The organism is Sphingomonas sp. CCH21-G11 (assembly GCF_001555965.1).
Lineage (GTDB): Bacteria > Pseudomonadota > Alphaproteobacteria > Sphingomonadales > Sphingomonadaceae > Sphingomonas.
Map to the genome: position 1 here is coordinate 1 of NZ_LSHX01000012.1, position 23,868 is coordinate 23,868.

Consider the following 23,868-nt stretch of genomic DNA (forward strand, 5'->3'; position numbering starts at 1 on the left):
GCCTGCGAAGATCCTCGGGCGTGGCAACCGTATCCAGCAACGGCGTGTCGGGCGTATCAATCATCCGGCCGGTGTATCGCCCCACCCCGGCATTGTCGATCAAAACCGGCCAAATCCGGCGGCGGGGGCAGTTGCCCGGCGCGCGCCGCCGGCGTCGATCAGCCGGCTGGACAGTGCTTCAGGCGCAGGTCTTGCACTTGCCCCGCACCTCGATGACCGGGCGGACCGGCACGAAACCCGATCCGCTGGCGGCGGCGCGGACGTCGCCGGTGATCCGGTCGTTGTCGAGATGAGTCACCTGACCGCAATCGTCGCAGACCAGGAAGATGCAGTCGTGCAGGCAGTCGGGATGCGCATTGGCGACATAGGCATTGGCGCTTTCCACCCGCCGCGCCAGATTGGCCCCGACGAACAGGTCGAGGATGCGATAGACGCTGTTGGGGGCGACCCGCCGACCCTCGCGCCGAGACACCGCGTCGGCGATGTCATAGGCCGATGCCGGCTTGTCGAAGCCGGCGAGCGCGACGAACACCGCTTCCCGCATCGCCGTCCATTGCTCGCCATGCCCCACCAGCCGCGACTGGGCTGCGTCGGTCAGCGCGCGACCTTCGTGCTCGTGATGGGTGTGGCTGGCCATGGTCGAGGATTTAGGCGCGCGCGCGGCGATCGGCAAGCGGCCCGGCAACGCGCCCTAAGGGATCGCGCGGCGATTGAGCTCGTGGCTGAGCGCGACCAGACCGACGCCGAGCACGGTCGCCGCGGTCTCCCACCCGCCATGCGGCAGGTCGAGCGCGCCCGCCATCACGCCGAGCCCGAAGCCGCCGACCGCCGAGGGGGTCAGCAGGCCGTGGACGAGGATACCGCGGGTCAGCGCCACCGCGCCGAGCAGGCTGGCGGCGATCAGGCCATATTCGTGCAGGCTGGGGCTGAACAAATCGCCCGCCGATGCGAGCACGCCGAGCGACAGTGCGGTCACGATGCAGTGTACGACGCACAGCCCCGACAGGAACACGCCCAGCCGGTCGATCGACCAGGCAGAACCGAACGTGGTGCGGGGCAGGGCGAGACTCGACGACATCGGCGCGGCTATAGCTGCTGGCCGGACAAGTTACAACATATCATTGCGGTGAATCCGGCGGGTACGGCGGAGCGGCCGATGGGCGAAGTGCCGTCTCGATTTTGCCCGCGCCAGCGCCTAGATGCAGTCGCGTGTTGCAGCAAACCTCCCCCCGTCACGTCGCGCTGCGTGCCCGTCCGCGCGCTTTGATGTCCTGGCTGTTCGTCGTCGCGGCGTTGATCGTCACGATGGTCGCGGTGGGCGGCATCACCCGCCTGACCGAATCGGGGCTGTCGATCACCGAATGGAAGCCGATATCGGGCACGCTGCCGCCGCTGAACGACGCGGCGTGGCAGGCCGAGTTCGCCGCCTACCGGCGCATCCCCGAATATCAGCTGCTCAACCAGGGCATGACGCTCGCCCAGTTCAAGTTCATCTATTTCTGGGAGTATCTCCACCGCCTGCTCGGGCGATTGATCGGCCTCGCCTTCGCGCTCCCGCTCGCATGGTTCGCGTGGCGGCGGGCAATCCCGGCGGGCTATGCGCCGCGTCTGGTCGCGCTGCTCGCGCTCGGCGGGCTGCAGGGTGCCATCGGGTGGTGGATGGTCGCCTCCGGGCTGAGCGCGCGCACCGATGTCAGCCATTACCGCCTGGCGGTGCACCTTCTGACTGCGCTGTTCATTCTGGCGGGCGTGGTGTGGACCGCGCTCGATCTGCGCGCGCTGGCGCATGATCCCGCGGCGCGTCCCGCCCGGCTTCGCCCGCTGGCGATCGGCGTCGCGCTGGTCCTGTTCGTCCAGCTGCTGTTCGGGGCCTATACCGCCGGGCTCAACGCGGGGCACGTCACCGACCAGTGGCCGCTGATGAACGGCGCGCTGCTGCCGCCCGGTGCCGAATGGTCGTTCGCCGCGCTGGTCGGCGATCCGTTCATCATCCATTTCGTCCACCGCTGGTGGGCCTGGGTCGCGGTCGCGGCGCTGGTCGTGCTGGCCCGGGCGGCCCGCCGCGCCGGTGCGCGTGGCGCGTCGATCGCGATTTATTGCGCATTCGGCGTGCAGATCCTGCTCGGCATCGCGACGGTGATGAGCGGCGTCGCGCTGACGCTCGCAGTGCTCCACCAACTGGTCGGCGCGCTGCTTGTCATCACGGTCGCCTGGGGTGCCCATGCAATCGGCGCGGACCGGCGCGTCCGCGCATGACGCTGGCGGTCCTCTACACGACCTTCCCCGACGCGGCGACGGCCGAGCGGATCGGCACGACGCTGATCGCCGAGCGGCTGGCGGCGTGCGTCAACCTCCTGGCACCCTGCCGCTCGCTGTTCGCGTGGGAGGGGCGGATCGAGCAGGCGCAGGAGGTGCCCGCGCTGTTCAAGACCGCATACGACCGCGCCGACGCGCTGGCCGCAAGGCTGGCGGCGCTGCACCCCTATGACTTGCCGGTGATCGAGCAATGGGCCGCCAGCGCCGGGTTCGAGGCGCAGGCGTGGGTCGATGCTGCCACTCGCGGCTGAACCCCCGGTCGTCCTGGCCGTGCAGGCCGATCCGGTGCCGCTGGTCCGCCGCATGCTGCCGGACCAGGTTGTGCGCGGCACCTTCGCCCCCCGACTCGACGCGCCGTATCGCCAGCGGCTGGAACAGACGCGCGTCGTGGCGGGCGAGACCGCGCGCTATACCGCCGAACGTACGGTGCGGTTCGCCCGCGACGGCGAAGGCGGGTTCCGTGCCGAAGTGACGCTGGTGGCGATCGACGGCGGCATCGGCCGCCGCGTGGGTGCGATGTTCGAGGCGGGGCTGCGTGGCCTGTTGCAGCGAACAATGGTCTTTCACCTCGATGCCGCAGGCGACATCCGGTCGCTCGACGGGGTGTCCGGGCACTGGTCCGCCTATCTGGACGGGCTGGGCGGACAGCAGCCGTCGGGCGCGGGCGGCGACGCGCGGCGGGCGCGGCTGGCCGAACTGACCGCGCCGATGCGCAGCCTGCCGCCCGAACGTCAGGCACGGCTGCTCGGGTCGGCGCTGAGCGAGCTGATCGATCCGCGCGCCGCCGCCCGCGCGGGCGCGCCGCCGCAGCCGCTCACGCGCGAGGTTCGCTCGCCGCTCGGCGGCCGGGTGACGCTGACCGGCAGCGCGCGCGCGATCGCCGATGCGGGCGGGCTGGTCGTCGAGGAGGAGAACGCCGCCGGCGTCCTCACCGCCACGCGCACCGATGCCGCGGGCGAGATGCAGGTGCGCGAAACCCGGCGGATTGACCCCGCGACCGGGCTGATCGTGTCGCGCGTCCGACGCGAGCGGATCGTCATTCCCGCGGGCGAATCGGTCATCACCACCCGCACGACACTGGCTGCGGAATAGCCCCGGTATTCCAATACCCGTCAGCAAATCGGCCCTATGCTTGACGAATCGGCGCGTCTGCGACATTGGCGGTCCACAACGCGCTGCCCGCACGGGTGGCGCGCTGCTGTTTGGGGCGACGCCCGGAACGCAGATGGTCCTCGAATCGAAGGTCGAAAGCCCATGAAGGCGCTGATGAAGACCACCAAGTCGGTCAAGCCGCACGAGGTGGAGAAGAAGTGGCATCTGGTCGATGCCGATGGCCTGGTGGTCGGTCGCGCGGCGACGATCATCGCCAATGTCCTGCGCGGCAAGCACAAGACCAGCTTTACCCCCCACGTCGATTGCGGCGACAACGTGATCGTCATCAATGCGGACAAGGTGCGCTTCACCGGGCGCAAGGCGACGCAGAAGATGTACTACAAGCACACCGGCTATGCCGGCGGCCTGAAGGAAGTGCGCGCCGACAAGATCCTGGAGGGCCGCTTTCCCGAGCGCATCCTGGAAAAGGCGGTCGAGCGCATGATCCCGCGCGGTCCGCTGGGCCGCGAGCAGATGCGCAACCTGCGCATCTACAAGGGCGCCGAGCATCCGCATGACGCGCAGAACCCCGAAATCCTCGACATCGCGGGCATGAACCGCAAGAACAAGGTGGGCGCATAATGTCCGACAATCGCCAGTCCCTTTCCGATCTGGGTGCGGTGGTGCAGTCGCAGCCGGCGACCGCGCCGGTCGACGGCGACGCCGCGCCTGCCGCCCCCGCGCGCGAGCCCGCGCCGCTGCGCCAGCAGGAACTCGACGCTTATGGCCGCGCTTATGCTACCGGCCGCCGCAAGGACGCGGTCGCGCGCGTCTGGCTGAAGCCGGGCTCGGGCAAGATCGTGATCAACGGTCGCGACCAGGAAGTCTATTTTGCGCGCCCCACGCTGCGCCTCGTCATCAACCAGCCGTTCGGCGTTGCCGAGCGGACCGGCCAGTATGATGTGATCTGCACGGTCAAGGGCGGCGGCCTGTCGGGCCAGGCCGGCGCGGTCAAGCATGGCATCGCCCAGGCGCTGACCAAGTATGAGCCGGTGCTGCGCGCCCCGGTCAAGGCTGCGGGCTTCCTGACCCGCGACAGCCGCACGGTCGAGCGCAAGAAGTACGGCCGCGCCAAGGCACGCCGCAGCTTCCAGTTCTCGAAGCGTTAATCGGGCTCCCGGACCTTTGTTCGGGCAAATTGGAACAGGGCGGTTCGCGACGTGCGGCCGCCCTGTTTCGATTCCGGGCGCATCCATCGCGCGCTTCGTCGTCGACCGGGGTGCCGGTGCCACGTCGCGATTGCGCGGCGTCATCCGCAGGCGCATGAACGGCCGCGCGTTCCGCCTCTCCCAGTCGATCGGTGCGTTCTGAAATGACTACCCGCGAAACCACCTCCTACCTCACCCGCGCCAGCGACCATCTCTGGCCCGCCGATGTGCGCAAGTCGCTGGCGGACACGCTGTTCACCATCGCCTGGGGCGCGATCCAGTGGCCGTGGCTGGCGCGCAGCCTGTCGGGCGGGTCGCCCCACCACAAAGCGGCGCTGCTCGCGGAGATCGGCCTGCCTGCCGACGCGCTGCCCAATCTGGGCAGCTGGAAGGCGGATACCGGTTTCCTGGCGCTGATCGTCGAACATATCCGCGCAGCCCGGCCGCAGACGGTGGTCGAACTGGGAACCGGCGCGTCGAGCCTGGTCGTTGCCAGATCGCTCCAGCTCTATGGGGGAGGTCGCCTGATCAGCTGCGACCAGCATGCCGATTTCGTTGCGGCGACGCATGCCTGGCTCAACGAGCATGGCGTCGATGCGGAGATTCGCGCGACGCCGTTCCGTCGCGCGCCCGCCGGCTGGCCGGGCGTGTGGTACGACCACGGGCCGCTGCCCGATCGGATCGACCTGTTGCTGATCGACGGACCGCCATGGACGATCCACCCCTTTGTGCGCGGCGCGGCGGAGACGTTGTTCGACCGGCTGCCGGTCGGTGGCACGATCATGCTCGACGATGGCGCACGGCCGGGCGAGCGCGTAGTCGCATCGCGTTGGCGCAAACGCTGGCCCGATTTCGACTTTGAACTGGTCAATCGCGGCACTAAAGGCACGTTGATCGGCACCCGCCTGCGCTGACGCCTCAATCCATCATCCGGTGGCGCGTGGTGATCGCGCCGTCGGCGATCACCAGCTCGTTGAACGAAGGCGGGGCGTCGCGCAGCCGCTCGGACAGCGTCCCCGCGCCGATCAGCCGGACGGTCGCATCGTCGATGCGGTGCGCGATGTCGAACGGGTAATGGACATGCCCGGTCAGCACCGCGTCCGCGCCGCGCCGCGTGAGTGCCTCCAGCGCGGCGCGCCCGCCATGCGTCCGGGCCCGGGTGCGCGTCTCGGCATCGATCAGCGGATGGTGGCACGCGATCAGGACGACGTGATCGTCGGGAACGGTATCGAGCAGCGCCAGCGTTTCCGTAAGCGCGCGTTGCCCGACGCGCCCCTGCGCCCAGTTGAGCCGCCACTGCGCGCGCGCCGTGGTGCGCAGCGGCACGATCGACACGCCCGCAAGCGACAGCGGCCGCTCGATCATCGCCTCGACCGCGCGATAGCGGCCATAGGGATTGAACAGCCGCGCCAGCGGGTTGAAATAGGGCAGGTCGTGGTTGCCGACCTCCACCGTCACCGGCCGCCCCAGCGCCGCCAGCCACTCGGCCGCCGCCGCGAACTCGCGCCGCCGCGCGCGCATGGTCAGGTCGCCGGTGACGATCACCGCGTCGGGCACCTCGTGTGCGACGGCAGCGGCGAACCAGTCGAGCGCGGCGCGGTCCTCCGCCCCGAAATGGATGTCGCTCACATGGAACAGCCGGGTCATGCCGCCTCCGCGCGCGTGGCGAGCAACTGGGTACGAGACTGCGTGGCGCGCAGCCGTGCACCGGGGGCCAGCGTGACCGGCTCGCCGTCGAACAGCGCCAGTACGGGCCGCCGTTCGGCATTCCAGAGTTCCGCCGCCTCGCCGGCCTGGACGGCCCGCGCGGCGACCCATTCGCCGGTCAGCCAGCTCCAGCCGAGCCCGACAATCCCCCGCCAGTCGCGCGCGTCGATCCCCGCGACCAGCATCCGGGGCGTTGCGGGCCGCACGAACACTGCCTGACAGCCGCGCTGCAGCCCGGCGACGCCGCCGACTCGCACGCCCCGGCCAAAGGTGCGTCGCCAGGCCAGCCGTGCGGCCGCCCACAGCCGGCGCAGCTGGCGTCCGCGCGCCGCCTCGCGCGCGCGAAACCAGCTCGCCGCCGGGCCGATGATGACGCCGACAAAGGCGCGGTGCGCGCCGGCTTCGATCGCCGGCACCGTCGTCCGCCGTCCGGCCGTGTGTGCGGCGTGGATGATCTCCGCCGGGTCGACGCTGTCGTGCAGCGCCTTGGCCAGCAGGTTCATCGTGCCGCCCGGCAGGATCAGGAACGCGCCCGACCACGTTTCCAGCGCGACGAGCGTGGCGTTGATCGTCCCGTCGCCCGCGAACAGGACGATGGTGTCGGCTCGCGCCGCGTCGAGCGTGGCGGCCGTTGGCAGATCCTCGTCGGGGAAGCGGGTGCGACCGACCAGCGCCAGCCCCCGCTCGGCGAACACCGCCTCAAGCGCCTCGCATTTTTCGGGCGTCGCCGAACCCGACCCCGGATTGGTGATGAACCACAGCCGCTGCATGGCCGCTCAAACGCGCGGTGGCGCATTTGGCCGCACGCGTGGCAATTAATGCCGTGCCGCGCGCTGTGCATGCGCGCGGGCGATGCGTTGCAACTGCGGCCGCACGCGCAGGAACCCGCGATAGGCACGTTCGAGCAGCGCGAGGACGAACGGGTGGCGCGCGGCTAGTCCAAACGGACGCAGCCGCGGAATTGCGCGCCACATCGCCGCGAACGCCGCCGCGCCCGACAGGAGCCGGCCGTCCTCCTCCGCGTGAAAGCGCGCGAGCAATGCGCTACGGTCCAACGGGCAGGTTGCCGCACCCGCGTCACCTGCGACATCGACGAAGCGGATGGCTCCGCGCCGGTCCATCCGCCGCATCCACGCGATTTCCCGCCGGCAAAGCGGGCAGTCGCCATCGAACCAGACCGTTACCCGCGTCATCCGTGCTACATCGGACGCCGGGGCGCGCGGGACAAGCTGACCCAAAGGACAGGCCAACGCATGTCGACCGCGATCATCGGAGCCGGAATCGCCGGGCTCGCCTGTGCCGACGCGCTGGGCGGGCCGGCGGGCGATGTGCGCATGTTCGACAAGGCGCGCGGACCCGGCGGGCGCATGTCGACCCGCCGGGTCGAGATCGACGGCGTCATGACGGGGTTCGACCATGGCGCGCAATATTTCACCGCGCGCGACCCCGCTTTCGTCGCCCGGGTCGGGGCGTGGGCGGGGGCGGGCATCGTCGCGCGCTGGCCGGTCGCCGGTGACGACGCATGGGTCGGCACCCCGGCGATGAACGCGCCCGTCCGCGCGCTCGCCGCGACCCAGCAGGTCGCATGGTCGACTCAAGTCACCGCGCTGGCGCGGGACGGGAATGGCTGGCGACTGACCTGCGCCGACGGGACGCAGACCGGGGCGTTCGACCGCATCGTCGTCGCGCTGCCCGCCGAACAGGCGGCAGCTCTGCTCGCCGACGTTGCCTCCGACCTGGCCGAGCGGGCCGAGGCGGTGCCGTCCGAGCCGTGCTGGACGGTGATGGCTGCGTTCGCCGCGCCCTTGCCGCTGCCCGATGTCCTGCGCGACCGCGGCGACATTGGCTGGGCGGCGCGCAACAGCGCCAAGCCCGGCCGCGGCCCGATCGAGACCTGGGTCATCCAGGGATCGCCCGCCTGGTCGCGCGCATGGATCGAGGCGGAGGGGGCGGCCGTCGCCGACCACCTGCGCGCGGCACTCGCCGGGCTGGCGGGCACGCCGCTGCCGCTGGCGCTGCATGTCGCGGCGCATCGGTGGCGCTATGCCCGCTCGGGCAATGCCGGGGCGGGGGCGGTGTGGGATTCGGCACGGCGGATCGGGCTGTGCGGCGACTGGCTGGCCGGGCCGCGCGTCGAGGCCGCGTGGCGCTCCGGCACGCAGCTCGCCGCGCTGATGGCGGCGGCGTGACGATCGCCATGCCGACTCGCGCCGAGGGCCTTGCCCGGCTGGATGCGTTCGCCCCGCATATGGGGCGCGCCTATGCCGACCGCCGCAACCACGATGCCGGGCCGGACGGCGCGGCGACGGTGTCTGTCCTGTCACCCTATGTCCGCCACCGCCTGATCGAGGAGCGCGAGCTGATCGACGCCGCGCTGACGCACCACGGCCCCGAACGCGCCGACAAATGGATCAGCGAGGTCTTGTGGCGCGGCTATTTCAAAGGCTGGCTCGAACAGCGGCCGAGCGTCTGGCGGGCCTATCTCCACGACCGCGACGCCGCGCTCGCCGATCTGGCGCGCGGCGGTACCCATGCGGCCGGTTATGCGCAGGCGATTGCCGGCCGCACGGGCATCGATTGCTTCGACGCGTGGATCGGGGAACTCGTGGCACGCAACTGGCTGCACAATCATGCGCGCATGTGGTTTGCCAGCATCTGGATCTTTACGCTGCGCCTGCCGTGGCAACTGGGTGCGGACCTGTTCCTGCGTCACCTGATCGACGGCGATCCGGCGTCGAACACGCTGTCTTGGCGCTGGGTGGCGGGCCTGCACACGCGGGGCAAGACCTATCTCGCGCGCGCCGACAACATCGCGCGCCATACCGACGGCCGGTTTTCGCCGCGCGGTCTGGCCGATCACGCCGCGCCGCTGGTGGAGCGTGTCGATCACCCGCTGGTGCCGCTCGCCCCGTCGCCGCCGCCGGCGTTGCCCGCCCGTTACGCGCTGCTGATCCATGACGATGATTGCCGGGCGGAATCGCTCGCGCTCGCCCATCCGCCCGCGCGCGTCATCGGCCTGTCGGCGGCGGATGGGCGGAGCGCGGGGACGGCAGACACCGTGACCGGCTTCGCGGACGGGGCGGTCGACGACGCGCTGGCGCGTGCGTCGGCGGCGTTTGGCTGTGCGTCGTGCCGCGTCGCCTCCGCGGGCGAGGTCGCCGCCGCAGCCGCCGCGCACGACCTTGATACGGTCGTCGCCACGCATGCCCCGGTCGGGCCGGTGCGGGATGCGCTGGCGGATGCGGGCATCGCGATGCTGCCACCGCGCGATTACGATGGTGCATTGTGGCCGCTGGCGACCGCAGGGTTCTTCCGGGTCAGGGCCGGGGCACCCGACGCGTTGCGCCCGATCGGCCTCGCGCTCTAGGCACGCGGACGTCAGGCGACCTTGCGCTCGTCGCGGTCGAACAGTTTTTTCAGCTCGTCGGCGGGCAACGGCTTGCTGAAGTAAAAGCCCTGGATCTGCGAACAGCCCTGTTCGCGCAGGATGTCGAGCTGCTCGACATTCTCGACGCCCTCCGCCGTGGTTTCCATGCCCAGCGCATCCGCCAGCGTCGTGATCGACCGGATGATCGCGGTCGCGCCCTCATTGGCCATCAGGTCGATGATGAAGCTGCGATCGATCTTCAGCTTGTCGAAGGGGAAGCTGCGCAGATAGCTGAGCGACGAATAGCCGGTGCCGAAATCGTCGAGCGCCACGCGCACGCCCAGCGCGCGCAGGCTGTGCAGCGACGCCAGCGTCGCTTCGATATTGTCGATGAACAGGCTTTCGGTGATCTCGAGCTCGAGCCGGCCCGGGTCGAGTCCGCTGTCAGCGAGCGCGCTGAGGATCGTCGCGTTGAGGCCGGGGTTGCGAAACTGGACGGGGGAAATGTTGACGGCGACGCGCACATTTTCGGGCAGCTGGATCGCCATCCGGCACGCCTCGCGCAGTACCCATTCGCCGATCGGCACGATCAGCCCGGTGTCTTCCGCCAACGGGATGAATTCGACCGGCGATACCAGTCCCCGTGTCGGGTGATTCCAGCGCAACAGCGCCTCGAACGCCGCAACCCGGCTTTCGGCCAGGTTGAACAGCGGCTGGAACATCAGGAACAGGCGCCCGTCATTGAGGGCGTCGTGCAGGTCGAGCTCCATCTCGCGGCGCGCGCGGGCCTCCGCATCCATCGCCGCTTCAAAGAAGCGCGCGCAGTTCTTGCCCTCCGACTTGGCGCGATAGAGCGCAAGGTCGGCATTTTTGAGCAAGGTCGTGACGTCGCTGCCGTCCAGGCTGGCGATGGCGACGCCGACCGTCGTGCCCGGCACGATGCGGTGGCCGTCGATCTGCGCCGGCCGCGCAACGGTATCGATGATGTCATGGGCGATCCGGTCGAACGGCCGGTGTTCGGGCAGCAGCAGCGCGAATTCATCACCCCCCAGCCGGGCGACGAACCCGTCGTCGCCCACCAGCGTGCGCAGCCGCGCGCCGATTTCGCACAGCAACGCATCGCCCACCGGGTGGCCGAGCGTGTCGTTGACCGCCTTGAAATTGTCGAGGTCGAGGCAGAACAGCGCCATCCGTCGCGCACTGCGCGCGTTCTTCAGCACCAGCTGGACATGCTCGCGCAGCAGCGCGCGATTGGGCAGGCCCGTCAGGCTGTCGTGAAACGCCATATGCGCGATCTGTCGCTCGCGCGCGTCGATATCGACGACCATCTGGTTGAAGCTTTGCGCCAGCCGGCCCAACTCGTCATTGCCGGATACCGGCACCTGCGCCTGTTCGCCGGCGCTGACCCGCTGTGCGGCGCGGTCGAGCTCGCGCACCGGCCGCGCGATCGCGCGCGCCAGGAAGGCGCTGCCCGTGACGGCGACGATCACGCCGATGATGCCCAGGATGGCCAGGATGTTGAAGATCGGCCGATACTGGCCGAGCGCATCGGTCAGGCTGAACTGAAGCACGAGCAGATGGGCCGCGGCGGGGTCGAAACTCTGGATCGGGCGGGTCTGGATCAGGATCCGTTCGCCGTCCTCGATACGCTCGATTCCGGCGCGGGCGGCCGGATCGCGCAGCGCGCGCTCGACCCGATCGACCGGACGCACTTCCGGCTTCAGCTTGAACGCGGTGAGTTGCGACAGGCTGGTCATTTCCGCTTCGTCGAGCGATTTGGCAAAGACCACCCAGCCAAGCAGCATCGGCGCCTCGACCGGGGCCGCGATCGCCGCATAGTCGCGGTCGCCCAGCCGAAGCACGCCGCGGTCGGCACCCTGATCGAGCAGCGCGGGCAACCGTTCGGCCTGGCGCGGGTCGAGCCGGCCCCGATAACCGATCAAGTCGCCGTCGATGGTGACCACGAACGCCTGGTCGAGGACGAGGCGGCGCTTCAGGCTGTCGAGCGCCGATTCGATCGTCGGTGCGTCGGCGCTGGCGACTGCGGCACGAAATCCGTAATCGATCGCCAGCACACGGCCCGCATCGGCGAGCTGCGAATAGCGCATCGTCGTGATGCGATCGAAAATCTCGCCGCCGGCCTGGAGCTCGGCGCGGACCGCGCGCTCGGCATAGCGATCGATGCCCCAGCGCGCGCCGCCCAGCATCAGCGCCACGGCCGCGCCGAACAGCAAGGCGTAGAACAGCGTCAGCTTGCGCGACAGCGACCCGCTCGCGTGCAGCCGCGCCGCGATCCGAGCGACAGGGACGAAGCGCGCCATGCCGGTCACCGAAGCTGGAGCTGGACCTGGCGGGCCAACTGGCCGGTCGCGGCGAACACCATCGTCTGAACGATTTCGTTGTCGCGCGCACGCGATCGCGGGTGCCAGACCGTGACCCGCGCCGGGCCGGCCGGAACCGCGGCGATCCGGGCGATGCCGTCACCGCCCGTGGCGATCGCATATGGTGTGTCGACGACCTTGATGAATCCGCTCATGCGGTCGTGGATGTTGCAACCCAGCGCGACCGCGCCGGGGGTCTTGAAGGTGTAGCTGCGCACTTCGTCGCGCCCATAGAGCTTGAGCTCGAAACGCGCGGGCTTGGAAAAGGAATAAATGTGGTGACGCACCTTGTCCCGGTTCGGAAAGGCAACGCTCGCGCCGACCGGGACGATAAGGACATGGGGCTGGAACGCGATGTCGCGCTGGACCATCGTGGTTCCCCAGGGAAACCGGATCGGCCGATCGGGCACGCCGCCGGCGGGCATCACCGTCACCACCGCATCGCGAATCGGTGTTCCGGCGGCATCGACCACCCGAAGCTCCAGCTCGCCTGCCCATGCCGGCACCGTTGAGAGCGCGGCGATTGCGCAAACTGCGGAAAACTTCACCATGGCCGCCGGGATGGATCAGAAACTTCAACATCGCGTTAAGCGCGGCCGGCGGCTGCCCGCGCAACAGCCCCCGATTTGTTAACCATATCCGGCATAGACGCGACGGATGAGCCGTTTACATCTGCTTCAATTCTTCCCCCCTGTTTTGGTCGCCGCCATCGGGCTGATCGCGCCGTCGACCGCGACCGCCGAAGAGCTGCGCCAGGGCGGCAAACTGGTGCTGACCAACGGGATTTCGACGCTGGAGGGCGCATCGGGCGGCGGCATCGCGAGCTGGGCGGTCATCGCGGGCAACGAAACGCGCGACGGCATCGGCGCGCAGGCGTCGGTGACGGTTACCGAGCAGCGCGATTACGACGTCCGCGTCCTGAGTGCCGCGATCGGCTTTTTCGACCGGGTCGAACTCAGCTATGCGCGCCAGAACATCAACACCAACGAAATCGGCGGCGCGCTGGGCATCGGCAAAGACTTTGCCTTCGACCAGGACGTGTTCGGGGCGAAGGTCAGGCTGTTCGGCGATCTGGTCTATGGCCCCGAATGGCTTCCCGCGGTCGCGGCGGGTGTCCAGTACAAGAAGAACCGCGACGCCGACATCGTCCGCGCGGTCGGCGCCGCCCATGACGAGGGTGTCGACGTCTATGCCTCGGCGACCAAGCTGCTGCTGCGCCACAGCCTGCTGGTCAATGCGACGCTCCGGCTGACCAAGGCCAACCAGCTCGGCCTGCTCGGCTTTGGCGGCGATCTCCGCGATGCGCACCGCGTCGAGGTGGAGGCGAGCGCAGCCTATCAGTTTTCGCGCCCCTTCGCGGTCGGGGCCGAGTTTCGGTCGAAGCCCGACAATCTCGGCATCGCGCGCGAGGACGACTGGTTCGACGTCTTCGCCGCCTATGCGATCAATCGTCACGTTACCGCGACCGTGGCCTATGCCGATCTCGGCTCGGTCGCCACCGTGCGCAACCAGCGCGGCGTGTTGTTCCAGCTCCAGGCCGGCTTCTGAGGACCGATGACGATGCCTCCGTACTTCCTCGCGCTCGCTTTGCTTGCCGCCGCGCCCAACCAGGACGGCGCACCTCCGCCGCACGCCGTGCCGGGCGAAGACGCGGTCGACCCCTATCGCGTCGATCCGGCCAATGCCGGCGCGCGGCCGTTTTCGGGCCCGTCGCTGGCGGCGGCGTTCCATGGCCAGGCGGGGATCCGCCGGATCGTCGACGGACTGGTCGCGCGCGCCTATGCCGATCCGGTGATCGGCGAGATTTTCGATCGCCATGACCGGGTGCGGCTGTCGCGCACGCTGTTCGAACAGTTCTGCTACCTGCTCAACGCCGGCTGCACCTATTCCGGCCGCGACATGAAGGCTGCGCACAAGGACCTGGGCGTCGAACATGCCGACATGAACCGGCTTGTGGAACTGCTTCAGGATGCGATGGCCGAAGAGGGCGTGTCCTTTGCCGCCCAGAACAAGCTGTTGTCGAAGCTCGCGCCGATGCGCGGCGACGTGGTCGAACGCTGATCGGCGCACTTGGCTGGCGGGGAGGGCGTTACCTCTTCGTCACGCCAGCCTTGTGCCGATGTCCACGCGCAACGACGGTCAAAGCGGGATGCCGGATCAAGTCCGGCATGACGAAAGCGCAGGGACGCCAGCCGCCGCCTCGGGGCCCCGGCACGAGGCCGGGGGGACGGGCAGGGTAAGCGAGCCAGCGCGCTCGCGTCGACCCTCAGCGCAGGCCCATGCGGATCGCGCCGTCGAGGCGCACGTCCTCGCCGTTGAAATAGGGGTTGCGCAGCATTTCCAGCGCCAGGCTGGCATATTCCTGCGGATCGCCCAGCCGCTTGGGGAACGGAACCGACGCCGCCAGCGCGTCCTTCACATTCTGTGGCGCGCCCATCATCAGCGGGGTTTCGAAGATGCCGGGCAGGATGGTGTTGATGCGGATGCCTTCGTTCGACAGGTCGCGCGCGATCGGCAGCGTCATGCCGACCACCCCGCCCTTCGACGCCGAATAGGCCGCCTGGCCGATCTGGCCGTCCTCCGCCGCCACCGACGCGGTGTTGACGATCGCGCCGCGCTCGCCCGACGCCAGCGGGTCGAGCGTCAGCATTCCCGCCGCCGACCGCGCGATGCAGCGGAAGGTGCCGATCAGGTTGATCTGGATCACCCATTCGAACGCCTGGGTCGGAAAGAACTTGATCGACCCGTCTTCCTTCGACCGGCTGGCGGTCTTCATCGCATTGCCGACGCCGGCGCAGTTGACCAGGATGCGTTCCTGGCCATGCGCTTCGCGCGCCTTCGCAAAACCGGCGTCGACGCTCTCGTCGCTGGTGACGTTGACCTCGCAGAACACGCCGCCGATCTCGGCCGCCATCGCGTTACCCTTCTCGGCCTGAAGGTCGAAGATCGCGACCTTCACCCCCGCTGCCGCGAGTGCGCGCGCGGTCGCCGCGCCTAGTCCCGATGCGCCACCGGTCACGACCGCGGAAAGTCCGTTCAGCTCCATCATCCTGCTCCTGTGCCGTTGCGCGGCGGGGGCGATCCCGCCCGAATGGGACCGAGCCTTGGCTCGCGCCGCACTGTCCGTCAACGGTGCGCGGACAAATGTTCACATGCTGTATAACCAGGTTGACTTGGTGTTCGCGCGGCGTCGGCGGATAATGGCCGGGACCCGAATACGGGACAGTCGCTCAACCCGTTCTGGAGGATGCCGCATGGCCGCGCTGGACGTGCCCGAACCCGATTTCATGGCGGACGAGGAGCTGGTGATGCTCCGCGACTCGGCCGCAACCTTCTTCCGTCGCGCCGCCCCGCCCGAGCGCGTCGAACGCTGGCGCGAGGCCGGCCAGGTCGAACGCGACTTCTGGCGCGAAGTCGGCCAGGCGGGGTTCCTGGGGGTCAGCGTGCCGACCGAATATGGCGGCGCGGGCGGCGATTTCCGCCATGATGTCGTGCTGGTCGAACAGGCGGCGCGTGCCCGGCTGGAGGGGTTCGCGCTGTCGCTGCACAACGTCATCATCACCCCCTATATCCAGCGCCACGGCACCGAGGAGCAGAAGCGCCGCTGGCTGCCCAAGCTGTGCTCGGGCGAGCGCGTGTCGGCGATCGCGATGAGCGAGCCGGGCGCGGGATCAGACCTGCAGGCGATCCGCACGACGGCGATCAAGGATGGCAACGGCTACCGCATCAACGGGGCCAAGACCTTCATCTCCAACGGCCAGATCGCCGACCTGATCGTCGTCGTCGCCAAGACCGACCCGGCGCAGGGCGCGCGCGGCATTTCGCTGCTGGTCGTCGAGACCGACGAGGTCGAGGGGTTCCGCCGCGGCAAGGCGCTCGACAAGATCGGCAACGAGGCCCAGGACACGTCGGAACTGTTTTTCGACGATGTCTGGGTGCCGTCCGAAAATCTGCTGGGGCTGGAGGAAGGCAGGGGCTTCTACCAGTTGATGGACGAGCTGCCCAAGGAACGGCTGATCATCGCGATTTCGGGCGTCATCACCATGGAGCGCGCGATCGAGGAGACGGTCGAATATACCCGCAACCGCAAGGCGTTCGGGCAACCTGTGTTCGATTTCCAGAACACCCAGTTCAAGCTGGCGGAATGCAAGGCCAAGGCAACGATCGCCAAGGTGTTCGTCCAGGATTGCATGCGCCGGGTGCTCGACGGCACACTCGACAACCCGACGTCCGCCATCGCCAAGATGTGGGTCACCGACACCGAATGCCAGATCGTCGACGACTGCCTGCAGCTCCACGGCGGCTATGGCTATATCAACGATTATCCGATCGCGCGGATGTACAAGAACAGCCGCATCCAGCGCATCTACGGCGGATCGAACGAGATCATGAAGGTGCTGATCGCGAGGTCGCTGTAGCGAGGTCGCGGCGCCTCGCGTCTAGCTTAACCTCTCCGTCATGCCAGCGCAGGCTGGCATCTCATGCAGGCTGGGATACGGATGCGGCGCGAGACCCCAGCCCTCGCTGGGGTGACGAGGAAGTCGTTGGAGAGGGTGACGGAAAATGGGTGGCGATCACTCGACGAGGATTTTGGATAGATGAAAGCGATCCGCCTGCCCCACCCACCATCGATCGACGCGCTCCATGCCGCCGAGCTGCCCGATCCCGGCAATCCGGGGCCGGGTGAGGTGCGGGTACGGATCCATGCGACCTCGCTCAACTATCATGATTATGTCGTCGTCACCGGCGGCATCCCGACGCTGGACGGGCGCATCCCGATGTCCGACGGGGCGGGCGTGGTCGAGGCGGTCGGCGCGGGCGTCAGCGCATTCAATGTCGGCGATTCCGTCATCTCGGTCTTCTTTCCCGACTGGCGCGACGGGCGGCCGGGCGAGATGGTGCAGGGCCATGTCCCCGGCGACCATGCCGACGGCTTTGCCCGCATGGTCGTCGTCGCGCCGGCGCATCACTTCACCCGCGCGCCCAAAGGCTGGAGCCATGTCGAAGCCGCCACCCTGCCCTGCGCCGCGCTGACCGCGTGGCGCGCGGTGGTGGTCGAGGGGCAGGTGAAGCCCGGCGACATCGTGCTGGTTCAGGGCAGCGGCGGCGTGTCGATCTTCGCGCTGCAATTCGCGAAGGCGATGGGCGCGACGGTGATCGCCACCTCATCGTCCGGCGAGAAGCTGGAGCGGCTGAAGGCGCTCGGGGCCGACCACCTGATCAACTACGGCGACACGCCCAATTGGGGCATGGCCGCGATGGCGGCGAGCGGCGGCGGCGTCGACCTGGTGGTCGAGGTCGGCGGCGCGGGCACGATGGGCCAGTCGATCGCTGCCGCACGCTTTGGCGGGCACATCGCGCTGATCGGCGTGCTGGCCGGCCATGTCGCGCCATTGCCGACGACGATCCTGATGATGAAGCAGCTGCGCGTCACCGGCATCACGGTCGGCACCCACCGCCAGCAGCGTGAGATGATCCGCGCGCTGGAAGCGACCGGCATCCGTCCGGTCATCGACGCCACGCGCTTCACCCTCGAAACCCTTCCCGACGCCTTCCGGCATCAGGCGAGCGGCGCGCATTTCGGCAAGATCGCGGTCGAGATCGGCTGACCCCGACGCGGCGAACGGCGGAAGGGGCAGGGCGGGCCACCTCGCGTGGCTGTCCGACCTCGCACGGGCTTGCGTCGATCGGCTGACCTGCCATGGAGTGCGGCGACGACCGCAATTTTCAGCTTTGCCGGCACGGGGGCGCACTGCATCGATGACCACCCACACCTCCTCGCGACTGGTTGCGCGCCTGCGCGACGCGCTCGGGCCACGCCATGTCCTGACCACTCCGGCGGCGATGCGGCGGTGGTGCACCGGCTATCGCATCGGCCGGGGCGAGGCAGCGGCGGTGGTGCGACCGGGGTCGCTGGTCGAGATGTGGCGGGTGCTGGAGATCTGCGCCGCGGAGAATGCGGTCCTGATCGCACAGGCCGCCAACACCGGGCTGACCGGCGGGTCGACCCCGGCGGAGCAGGGCTATGACCGCCCGGTCGTGGTCATGAACACCCTGCGCATCGACGGTATCCATCTGGTCGCCGGCGGGGCGCAGGCGATCTGCCTGGCGGGATCGACGCTGTTCGACCTCGAACGCCGGCTGCAGCCGCTGGGCCGTCAGCCGCATTCGGTGATCGGGTCGTCGTGCATCGGGGCGTCGGTGGTCGGCGGCATCTGCAACAATTCGGGCGGCACGCTGATCCGGCGCGGCCCCGCCTATACCGAGAGCGCGCTTTTCGGCGTCATCGATGCCGACGGTCGTCCGCGGCTGGTCAACCATCTGGGCGTCGCGGTCGATGCGTCGCCCGAAACGCTGTTGAGCGCGGTCGAATCGGGCGACTTCACCCTCGCCGCCGATGCCGGGCGCGCCTGTTCCGATCCCGACTACCAAACGCATGTCCGCGATTGCGCGGCCCCCACCCCGGCGCGTTTCAACGCCGATCCGCGCCGGCTGTTCGAAGCGGCCGGCAGCGCCGGGCATGTCGTCGTCTTCGCGGTCCGCGTCGACACCTTTCCCGCCGATCGGGAAACCCGGACCTTCTATATCGGCGCCGCCGACCCGCAGATCCTCACCCGGTTGCGGCGGACGATCCTGACCGAGTTTGCCGCGCTGCCGGTGGAGGCGGAGTACCTCCATCGCGACGCGTTCCGCATCGCCGAACGCTATGGTCGGGATACCTATCTCGCGGTGCGCCATCTGGGGACGCGCCGGATGCCGCTGCTGTTCGCGACGCGCACGCGGATGGAAAACCTGCTCGGCCGGTTGCCGTTCACGCGTCCGGGGGCGTTCGACCGGATCGTCCAGGCGGTGGTCGACCGGGTGCCGCTGGCGCTTCCGCCGCGGCTGCGCGGCTTTCGCGACCGCTTCGACCATCACCTGATCCTGCGCATGGCTGACGACGGGATTGCGGAGGCGCGGCGCTGGCTCGACGCCGCGTTCGACGGTGTCGACGGCGCGTTCTTCGAAGCGACCCCGGACGAGGCGGCGGCGGCGCTCCAGCTGCGCTTCTGCGTCGCGTCCGCCGCGATCCGGATGCAGGCGCTGGGTGCCGAACGGGCGGGCGGGCTGGTCGCGCTCGACCTCGCGCTGCCGCGCGACACGACCGAGTGGTTCGAGCGCCTGCCCGCCGAGCTCGAGGAAAAGCTCGTCGCGAAGGTCTATTACGGCCACTTCTTCTGCCAGGTGTTCCATCACGACTATCTCGTTCGCGCGGGCGAGGACGTGCATGCGGTCGAGGCGGCGTTGCTCGCCCACACCCGCGCCCGCGGCGCCCAATGCCCGGCCGAGCATAATTTCGGCCATCATTATCCCGCGCCCGAAACCGTGCTCGCCCATTACCGCGCGCTTGATCCCACCAACGCGCTCAACCCCGGCATCGGCCAGGCGAGCCGCGCCGCCGGCTGGCGCTGACCGGCCGGCGGGGTGCGGGACGCGCGACCGTCGACATTTCAGGACATCGGCGTGCCCGGCGGGCGCGCGACCAGCCGCGCCAGCTCAACCTGGGATCGGACCTCCATCTTGTCGAAGCTGTGCTTCGGGTGGCTGGCGTGGACCCGGCGGGTGTCGCCTGGACGTGAAGGGAATCTGACCTGCTCCCCGGAAATCATGCCACTGGTAAGTCAGCTCGTCAGATAGAGACGCGTGATGCGGCGAGGCCGATTTACCGAGGAACAGATCATTGGAGTGCTGCGCGAGCATGGGGCTGGCTTGGAACGGTGGCGATGGTTTTGCCGTCGCCTTTTCAGCCTGAGCCTGGCTCTGCGGAACTGCAACCGCCAGCGGTGTCGCAAGACGCGCTCACTTAGCCGGCGCCCTGACTACGGAGATTTCCGGATATTGGTGCCCGCTGCGCACGCCTAGCCTCGGTCAAAGGAAGCAGACCGGAGGGGACGGCACATGGCGACGAACGCGATTTACGACGTATCGAGCCTGCCGTTCACGAAGCCGAGCGACGTCAGCAGCCATGTGGTGCGCGAAACGGTATTGAGCCCGCGCTTCTACACAACCGATTTCGCCGCGCTCGATGCGATCGACGTATCGTCGGTATGGGACGAATGGGATGCGCTGATGCGCGAAATGGAAGCCGATCCCAACCGCGATCATTTCAAGCGCAAGACGTCGTTCGAGGGCGCGATCGAGGAATTGCCAGATGCGCTTCGCGCCGAATTCACCGAATTCCTCGTCACTGCGATGACCTCGGAATTTTCCGGCTGCATCCTCTATGCCGAGATCGCCCGGCGGACGAAAAACCCGCAGCTGCGGCGCCTGATGCGACTGCTGGCGCGCGACGAAAGCCGCCATGCCGGGATCATCAACGACAGTCTGAAGGACGCCGGGCTAGGCATCGATCTCGGCTTCCTCACCCGGGCGAAGAAATACCATTATTTCAGCCCGAAGTTCATCCTGTACGGCACTTATCTGTCGGAAAAGATCGGCTATGCCCGCTACATCACCGTGTTCAGGCATTTGCAGCGGCATCCCGAACACAAGTTCCACCCGTTGTTCGACTGGTTCGAAGAATGGTGCAACGACGAGTTCCGCCACGGCGAGGCGATCGCGCTGCTCATCCGCGCCGATCCGTCGCTGACCCGGGGGATCAATCGCTGGTGGATCCGGTTCTTCCTCATTGCGGTCTACACCACCATGTACGTGCGCGATCACACCCGCCCCGCGCTGCACGAGGGGCTAGGCTGCGACGTGGAGACGTTCGATTACGATGTCTTCCGCCTGACCAGCGAGATCAGCCGCCAGTGCCTCCCGCTGGAATTCGATACCGACAGCGCTGGGTTCCGGCGCGGGATGGAAGCGATGCAGAGGGCTGCCGATCGCATGGTTGCCGCCCGCCGCAGGGGTGGCATCGCCGGGCGCCTCTCGCGCTGGCGGGGCATCCTCGAGGTCGGACTGGCGTTCGCGCGGCTCTTCTTCCAGCCCACCCGATCGCTTGCCCTGCCCGATCACGTTCGATTGCAGCCGATCTGGTAGATTTTCGCCCGGCCCCGGAGACCTTGCGCGACTCGCCCGACTTCGGCAGCAGATCGAGAAGGGGGCTGCGCGAACCGGCGCGGGTCTCAGGCTTGCGACGGTCCCGGCGTGAGGGTCGCCATCAATTGCCCGTGCTTGAGCGGCTTTGCCAGCACCGCGTCGAACCCGCTGGCGAGCGCCGCATCGCACAGCGCGTCGGAATAGTGGCCGGTCACGAGGATCGCCCGGCCATGCCAGCCGCGCCGCTTCAGCCCACGCAGCACGCCGATGCCGTCACCGTCGGCCAAACGATAGTCGGCGATCAGAAAGCGGGCGTCGGCTGCGGCGCGATCGTTCGCAAGGGTCGCCGCGCTGGCATAGGATTTGACGTCAAACCCGCGCCCGTGGAGCAGGAGATGGAGCGAGCGGCGGACCGCGTCGTCATCTTCGATCAGCAGCACGCGATCTGGCCTGGCCGGCGCGGCTGACAGGGTATCGGTCATGGCGGCATCCTCCTGATCTGATCGCACAGGAATGCCAGGCCGGGCCGGCCGGGTCTGTACGCAAAGCTCCTAGGATGCCTCCTCGCCCAGCCGCGCGGCGAAGGCGATGTGCAGCGCTTCGGACAGGCTGCGGACGCCAAGCTTGGTCATCACATTGGCGCGATGCACCTCGACCGTGCGCGGGCTGATGCCGAGATCATAAGCGATCGTCTTGTTCGGATCGCCGCGGACCAGGCCGGCGAGCACCTCGCGTTCACGCGGGGTCAGCGCGGCGAGCTTCACCTCGGCCTCGTGCCCCTCGATCTGCGCCTGATGGCCGCGATCGAGCCTTTCGAAGCCGGCTTCGAGCGCCTGCATCAGCCGCGCCTTCTCGAACGGCTTTTCCAGGAAGTCGACTGCGCCAGCCTTCATTGCCGTCACTGCGCTCGATATGTCACCATGGCCGGTCAGGACGATTACTGGCAGACCGGCGCCCGCCTCGTTCAGCCGCCGCTGCACCTCGAGCCCGTCGATTTCTGGCATGCGGATGTCGAGCAGCACGCAGCCGGGCTCGGCATGGCGCAGCTGCTTCAGGAACGCCGCGCCGCCTTCGTGCACATGTACCCGGAAACCCGAGGTCTTGAGCAGGAAGCTTGCCGAGCGACGGATCGACTCCTCGTCGTCGACGATGTGGACCACGCGGGCTTCGCTCATGATCAAATCGCTCCACTTTCCAGGGTGAAATGAAAGGCCGCACCGCCTTGCTTCAGGTTTTCGGCCCAGATGCGGCCGCCATGCGCTTCGACGATGGTGCGGCTGATCGACAGGCCCAAGCCCATGCCGGCTTCCTTGCTCGTGTTGAACGCCTCGAACAGGCGCGGCTCGATCGCGGGATCGATGCCGCCGCCGGTATCGGCGACCGTGATCCGCACCCGATCGGGCTCGATGCGCCGAGTGGTGATCGTCACGTCGCGCATCGTGCGGCCCTGCACCGCCTCGACCGCGTTGCGAACCAGATTGACGACGACCTGCTGGATCTGGACGCGATCGGCGAGGACCAGCGGCGCCTGTGGATCGAGATCGATCAGCGCCCGCACACCGCGCTCGCGCGCGCCGATCAGCGCAAGGCGGCTCGCATCCTCGATCAGCCCCGCAAGCGGCTCGACCCGGCGTTCGACGTCGCCGCGCGCGACGAAATCGCGCAGCCGCCGCACGATCGCGCCGGCGCGCAGCGCCTCGCGGGCCGACTGGCTGACCGCCTCGCCGAGCAAATCCGTATCGATGGGCAATTGCCGGAGCAGGTCCTCGCTCGCCTCCATGTAGTTGGTGATCGCCGCGAGCGGCTGGTTCAGCTCGTGCGCGATCGTCGACGCCATCGTCCCCATCGCGCTGACCCGCGAGATGTGGATGAGTTCGGACTGAAGCTGCTTCAATCGCAGCTCGGCCTCCTGCTGCGTGGTCAGGTCGCGGATGAAGCCGGTGAACAGGCGATGCCCCTCAAGCAGCGTCTCACCCACCGCCAGGTCCATCGGAAACTCGCTGCCGTCGCGGCGCCGGCCGACGACGATGCGTCCGGTGCCGATGATCCGCTTTTCGCCGGTCTGCCGGTAGTGCGCGATGTAATCGTCATGGCGTGCGCGATCGCCGCCCGGCATCAGCATGCCTACATTGCGGCCGATCACCTCTGCCTCGGCATAGCCGAACAAGCGCGCGGCGGCGGCGCTGAACGATTCGATCACGCCGCGTTCGTCGATCACGATCATCGCATCGGGGATGGTGGCGAGGATCGACTGGAGATGCGCCTCGCTGCGTTCGAGCGATACCGCCGCGGCGCGACGATCGGTTACGTCTTCGATCTGCAGCGCGAACAGGGGTTCGCTTCCGGCGCGGTCGATCGGCGCGACATCGACGGTCGCGACGAACTCGGTCTGGTCGGCGCGGACCAGCCAGCGATCGGCGGCTTCACCGGCCGACTGGCTCGCCGCCAGCGCATCGATCGCGCCGACTTCCGGGCCGATCGGGACGAAGCGGGCGATGTCGCCGCCGATGGCATTTGCCGCCGAGCAGTCGAACAGCCGCGCCGCGCCGGCATTCCAGCTGAGGATACGGCCGTGACGATCCACCAGGATCAGGGCGCGCCGGCGATCGGCCGTGACGGCGGCGGCGATGACGGGGGTCAGGTCGTCGATCGGTCGGCTCATGCAAGCGGCATAGCCTGCGTACGGAATGACACCATTGGGAAAATTCCCAATCCTCGCCGGCCGCTCGCCCCGGCATTGCGCGAGCGACCGATCGCCCGACACGGTCGGCAA

25 protein-coding genes are annotated in these 23,868 nt (G+C 68.5%); 14 read left to right on the forward strand and 11 right to left on the reverse strand.

Annotated features, from left to right (window positions below; genetic code table 11):
• Positions 1-178: 178 nt before the first annotated feature.
• Together AX676_RS02650 and AX676_RS02655 are read right to left on the reverse strand one after the other, a co-directional pair.
• Positions 179-637: a Fur family transcriptional regulator gene (locus tag AX676_RS02650; protein ID WP_066481291.1), complete on the reverse strand. Its 459-nt coding sequence runs from the start codon at positions 635-637 to the stop codon at positions 179-181.
• Between the two features lie 54 nt (positions 638-691).
• Positions 692-1,078, reverse strand: coding sequence for a MerC domain-containing protein (locus tag AX676_RS02655; protein WP_066481292.1), 387 nt, complete (start codon positions 1,076-1,078; stop codon positions 692-694).
• A gap of 188 nt (positions 1,079-1,266) precedes the next feature.
• On the opposite strand from AX676_RS02655, the gene AX676_RS02660 reads away from it, so the two are divergent.
• The 6 genes from AX676_RS02660 (at position 1,267) to AX676_RS02685 (ending at position 5,530) form a co-directional block, all read left to right on the forward strand.
• Entirely contained in the window at positions 1,267-2,256 is a 990-nt protein-coding gene (locus tag AX676_RS02660) for a COX15/CtaA family protein (RefSeq protein WP_082731242.1), read from the forward strand.
• Complete coding sequence (cutA, locus tag AX676_RS02665; protein ID WP_066481294.1) at positions 2,253-2,567, forward strand: divalent-cation tolerance protein CutA; 315 nt, start codon at positions 2,253-2,255, stop codon at positions 2,565-2,567. The genes AX676_RS02660 and cutA overlap by 4 nt, the downstream gene beginning before the upstream one ends.
• The gene (locus AX676_RS02670) at positions 2,548-3,408 is read left to right on the forward strand and encodes a hypothetical protein (RefSeq protein ID WP_066481301.1); all 861 of its coding nucleotides are present in this window, start codon (positions 2,548-2,550) and stop codon (positions 3,406-3,408) included. Before cutA ends, AX676_RS02670 begins: the two co-directional genes overlap by 20 nt.
• Before the next feature lie 162 nt (positions 3,409-3,570).
• Positions 3,571-4,050, forward strand: coding sequence for a 50S ribosomal protein L13 (gene rplM / locus AX676_RS02675; protein WP_082731241.1), 480 nt, complete (start codon positions 3,571-3,573; stop codon positions 4,048-4,050).
• Complete coding sequence (gene rpsI / locus AX676_RS02680) at positions 4,050-4,577, forward strand: 30S ribosomal protein S9 (RefSeq protein WP_082731240.1); 528 nt, start codon at positions 4,050-4,052, stop codon at positions 4,575-4,577. Before rplM ends, rpsI begins: the two co-directional genes overlap by 1 nt.
• A gap of 203 nt (positions 4,578-4,780) precedes the next feature.
• Positions 4,781-5,530: a class I SAM-dependent methyltransferase gene (locus tag AX676_RS02685; protein WP_066481303.1), complete on the forward strand. Its 750-nt coding sequence runs from the start codon at positions 4,781-4,783 to the stop codon at positions 5,528-5,530.
• 4 nt (positions 5,531-5,534) lie between these two features.
• Here AX676_RS02685 and AX676_RS02690 read toward each other — a convergent pair whose 3' ends face one another.
• From AX676_RS02690 to AX676_RS02700, 3 genes are read right to left on the reverse strand one after another with little or no spacing between them, the layout of a single operon-like run.
• Positions 5,535-6,263: a metallophosphoesterase family protein gene (locus AX676_RS02690; protein ID WP_066481305.1), complete on the reverse strand. Its 729-nt coding sequence runs from the start codon at positions 6,261-6,263 to the stop codon at positions 5,535-5,537.
• A complete protein-coding gene (locus AX676_RS02695; protein WP_066481307.1) occupies positions 6,260-7,093 on the reverse strand; it encodes a diacylglycerol/lipid kinase family protein in 834 nt (277 codons plus the stop codon). The genes AX676_RS02690 and AX676_RS02695 overlap by 4 nt, the downstream gene beginning before the upstream one ends.
• Before the next feature lie 45 nt (positions 7,094-7,138).
• Positions 7,139-7,516, reverse strand: coding sequence for a thiol-disulfide oxidoreductase DCC family protein (locus AX676_RS02700; protein WP_066481309.1), 378 nt, complete (start codon positions 7,514-7,516; stop codon positions 7,139-7,141).
• 60 nt (positions 7,517-7,576) lie between these two features.
• Here AX676_RS02700 and AX676_RS02705 point away from each other — a divergent pair, with 60 nt between their 5' ends.
• Both AX676_RS02705 and AX676_RS02710 read left to right on the forward strand, forming a co-directional pair.
• Positions 7,577-8,512: an NAD(P)/FAD-dependent oxidoreductase gene (locus tag AX676_RS02705; protein ID WP_066481312.1), complete on the forward strand. Its 936-nt coding sequence runs from the start codon at positions 7,577-7,579 to the stop codon at positions 8,510-8,512.
• Entirely contained in the window at positions 8,509-9,690 is a 1,182-nt protein-coding gene (locus AX676_RS02710; RefSeq protein ID WP_231726060.1) for an FAD-binding domain-containing protein, read from the forward strand. Before AX676_RS02705 ends, AX676_RS02710 begins: the two co-directional genes overlap by 4 nt.
• Before the next feature lie 11 nt (positions 9,691-9,701).
• Here AX676_RS02710 and AX676_RS02715 read toward each other — a convergent pair whose 3' ends face one another.
• Both AX676_RS02715 and AX676_RS02720 read right to left on the reverse strand, forming a co-directional pair.
• The gene (locus AX676_RS02715; protein ID WP_066481315.1) at positions 9,702-12,011 is read right to left on the reverse strand and encodes a putative bifunctional diguanylate cyclase/phosphodiesterase; all 2,310 of its coding nucleotides are present in this window, start codon (positions 12,009-12,011) and stop codon (positions 9,702-9,704) included.
• Between the two features lie 5 nt (positions 12,012-12,016).
• Positions 12,017-12,619 (reverse strand): methylamine utilization protein, encoded by a 603-nt coding sequence (locus tag AX676_RS02720; RefSeq protein ID WP_231726059.1) that lies wholly within the window; start codon positions 12,617-12,619, stop codon positions 12,017-12,019.
• A gap of 109 nt (positions 12,620-12,728) precedes the next feature.
• On the opposite strand from AX676_RS02720, the gene AX676_RS02725 reads away from it, so the two are divergent.
• Together AX676_RS02725 and AX676_RS02730 are read left to right on the forward strand one after the other, a co-directional pair.
• Positions 12,729-13,619, forward strand: a complete 891-nt coding sequence (locus AX676_RS02725) for a DUF3034 family protein (protein WP_066481319.1) — start codon at positions 12,729-12,731, stop codon at positions 13,617-13,619.
• A gap of 6 nt (positions 13,620-13,625) precedes the next feature.
• Entirely contained in the window at positions 13,626-14,132 is a 507-nt protein-coding gene (locus AX676_RS02730; protein ID WP_443026106.1) for a group I truncated hemoglobin, read from the forward strand.
• 205 nt (positions 14,133-14,337) lie between these two features.
• On the opposite strand, the gene AX676_RS02735 is transcribed toward AX676_RS02730, so the two are convergent.
• Entirely contained in the window at positions 14,338-15,117 is a 780-nt protein-coding gene (locus AX676_RS02735; RefSeq protein WP_066481322.1) for an SDR family NAD(P)-dependent oxidoreductase, read from the reverse strand.
• Between the two features lie 208 nt (positions 15,118-15,325).
• On the opposite strand from AX676_RS02735, the gene AX676_RS02740 reads away from it, so the two are divergent.
• The 4 genes from AX676_RS02740 (at position 15,326) to acsF (ending at position 21,095) form a co-directional block, all read left to right on the forward strand.
• Complete coding sequence (locus AX676_RS02740) at positions 15,326-16,489, forward strand: acyl-CoA dehydrogenase family protein (RefSeq protein ID WP_066481323.1); 1,164 nt, start codon at positions 15,326-15,328, stop codon at positions 16,487-16,489.
• A gap of 180 nt (positions 16,490-16,669) precedes the next feature.
• Entirely contained in the window at positions 16,670-17,680 is a 1,011-nt protein-coding gene (locus AX676_RS02745) for a zinc-dependent alcohol dehydrogenase family protein (RefSeq protein ID WP_066481331.1), read from the forward strand.
• A gap of 151 nt (positions 17,681-17,831) precedes the next feature.
• Positions 17,832-19,523 carry a D-lactate dehydrogenase gene (dld, locus tag AX676_RS02750; RefSeq protein ID WP_066481332.1) on the forward strand — a complete coding sequence of 564 codons (1,692 nt, stop codon included), beginning with the start codon at positions 17,832-17,834 and terminating at the stop codon, positions 19,521-19,523.
• Between the two features lie 486 nt (positions 19,524-20,009).
• Positions 20,010-21,095, forward strand: a complete 1,086-nt coding sequence (gene acsF / locus AX676_RS02755; protein WP_066481334.1) for a magnesium-protoporphyrin IX monomethyl ester (oxidative) cyclase — start codon at positions 20,010-20,012, stop codon at positions 21,093-21,095.
• A gap of 86 nt (positions 21,096-21,181) precedes the next feature.
• Here acsF and AX676_RS02760 read toward each other — a convergent pair whose 3' ends face one another.
• The 3 genes from AX676_RS02760 to AX676_RS02770 form a co-directional block, all read right to left on the reverse strand.
• Positions 21,182-21,577, reverse strand: coding sequence for a response regulator transcription factor (locus AX676_RS02760; RefSeq protein WP_066481336.1), 396 nt, complete (start codon positions 21,575-21,577; stop codon positions 21,182-21,184).
• A gap of 69 nt (positions 21,578-21,646) precedes the next feature.
• Positions 21,647-22,270, reverse strand: a complete 624-nt coding sequence (locus AX676_RS02765) for a response regulator transcription factor (RefSeq protein WP_066481338.1) — start codon at positions 22,268-22,270, stop codon at positions 21,647-21,649.
• Between the two features lie 2 nt (positions 22,271-22,272).
• Complete coding sequence (locus AX676_RS02770; protein ID WP_082731239.1) at positions 22,273-23,757, reverse strand: PAS domain-containing sensor histidine kinase; 1,485 nt, start codon at positions 23,755-23,757, stop codon at positions 22,273-22,275.
• Positions 23,758-23,868: the final 111 nt, after the last annotated feature.

Excerpts from the sequence above, each read along its gene's own strand:
- AX676_RS02650 (WP_066481291.1), bottom strand. The coding sequence starts at position 637 with ATGGCCAGCCACACCCATCACGAGCACGAAGGTCGCGCGCTGACCGAC.
- AX676_RS02655 (WP_066481292.1), bottom strand. The coding sequence starts at position 1,078 with ATGTCGTCGAGTCTCGCCCTGCCCCGCACCACGTTCGGTTCTGCCTGG.
- AX676_RS02660 (WP_082731242.1), top strand. The coding sequence starts at position 1,267 with ATGTCCTGGCTGTTCGTCGTCGCGGCGTTGATCGTCACGATGGTCGCG.
- cutA (WP_066481294.1), top strand. The coding sequence starts at position 2,253 with ATGACGCTGGCGGTCCTCTACACGACCTTCCCCGACGCGGCGACGGCC.
- AX676_RS02670 (WP_066481301.1), top strand. The coding sequence starts at position 2,548 with ATGCTGCCACTCGCGGCTGAACCCCCGGTCGTCCTGGCCGTGCAGGCC.
- rplM (WP_082731241.1), top strand. The coding sequence starts at position 3,571 with ATGAAGGCGCTGATGAAGACCACCAAGTCGGTCAAGCCGCACGAGGTG.
- rpsI (WP_082731240.1), top strand. The coding sequence starts at position 4,050 with ATGTCCGACAATCGCCAGTCCCTTTCCGATCTGGGTGCGGTGGTGCAG.
- AX676_RS02685 (WP_066481303.1), top strand. The coding sequence starts at position 4,781 with ATGACTACCCGCGAAACCACCTCCTACCTCACCCGCGCCAGCGACCAT.
- AX676_RS02690 (WP_066481305.1), bottom strand. The coding sequence starts at position 6,263 with ATGACCCGGCTGTTCCATGTGAGCGACATCCATTTCGGGGCGGAGGAC.
- AX676_RS02695 (WP_066481307.1), bottom strand. The coding sequence starts at position 7,093 with ATGCAGCGGCTGTGGTTCATCACCAATCCGGGGTCGGGTTCGGCGACG.
- AX676_RS02700 (WP_066481309.1), bottom strand. The coding sequence starts at position 7,516 with ATGACGCGGGTAACGGTCTGGTTCGATGGCGACTGCCCGCTTTGCCGG.
- AX676_RS02705 (WP_066481312.1), top strand. The coding sequence starts at position 7,577 with ATGTCGACCGCGATCATCGGAGCCGGAATCGCCGGGCTCGCCTGTGCC.
- AX676_RS02715 (WP_066481315.1), bottom strand. The coding sequence starts at position 12,011 with ATGGCGCGCTTCGTCCCTGTCGCTCGGATCGCGGCGCGGCTGCACGCG.
- AX676_RS02725 (WP_066481319.1), top strand. The coding sequence starts at position 12,729 with ATGAGCCGTTTACATCTGCTTCAATTCTTCCCCCCTGTTTTGGTCGCC.
- AX676_RS02730 (WP_443026106.1), top strand. The coding sequence starts at position 13,626 with ATGACGATGCCTCCGTACTTCCTCGCGCTCGCTTTGCTTGCCGCCGCG.
- AX676_RS02735 (WP_066481322.1), bottom strand. The coding sequence starts at position 15,117 with ATGGAGCTGAACGGACTTTCCGCGGTCGTGACCGGTGGCGCATCGGGA.
- AX676_RS02740 (WP_066481323.1), top strand. The coding sequence starts at position 15,326 with ATGGCCGCGCTGGACGTGCCCGAACCCGATTTCATGGCGGACGAGGAG.
- AX676_RS02745 (WP_066481331.1), top strand. The coding sequence starts at position 16,670 with ATGAAAGCGATCCGCCTGCCCCACCCACCATCGATCGACGCGCTCCAT.
- dld (WP_066481332.1), top strand. The coding sequence starts at position 17,832 with ATGACCACCCACACCTCCTCGCGACTGGTTGCGCGCCTGCGCGACGCG.
- acsF (WP_066481334.1), top strand. The coding sequence starts at position 20,010 with ATGGCGACGAACGCGATTTACGACGTATCGAGCCTGCCGTTCACGAAG.
- AX676_RS02760 (WP_066481336.1), bottom strand. The coding sequence starts at position 21,577 with ATGACCGATACCCTGTCAGCCGCGCCGGCCAGGCCAGATCGCGTGCTG.
- AX676_RS02765 (WP_066481338.1), bottom strand. The coding sequence starts at position 22,270 with ATGAGCGAAGCCCGCGTGGTCCACATCGTCGACGACGAGGAGTCGATC.
- AX676_RS02770 (WP_082731239.1), bottom strand. The coding sequence starts at position 23,757 with ATGAGCCGACCGATCGACGACCTGACCCCCGTCATCGCCGCCGCCGTC.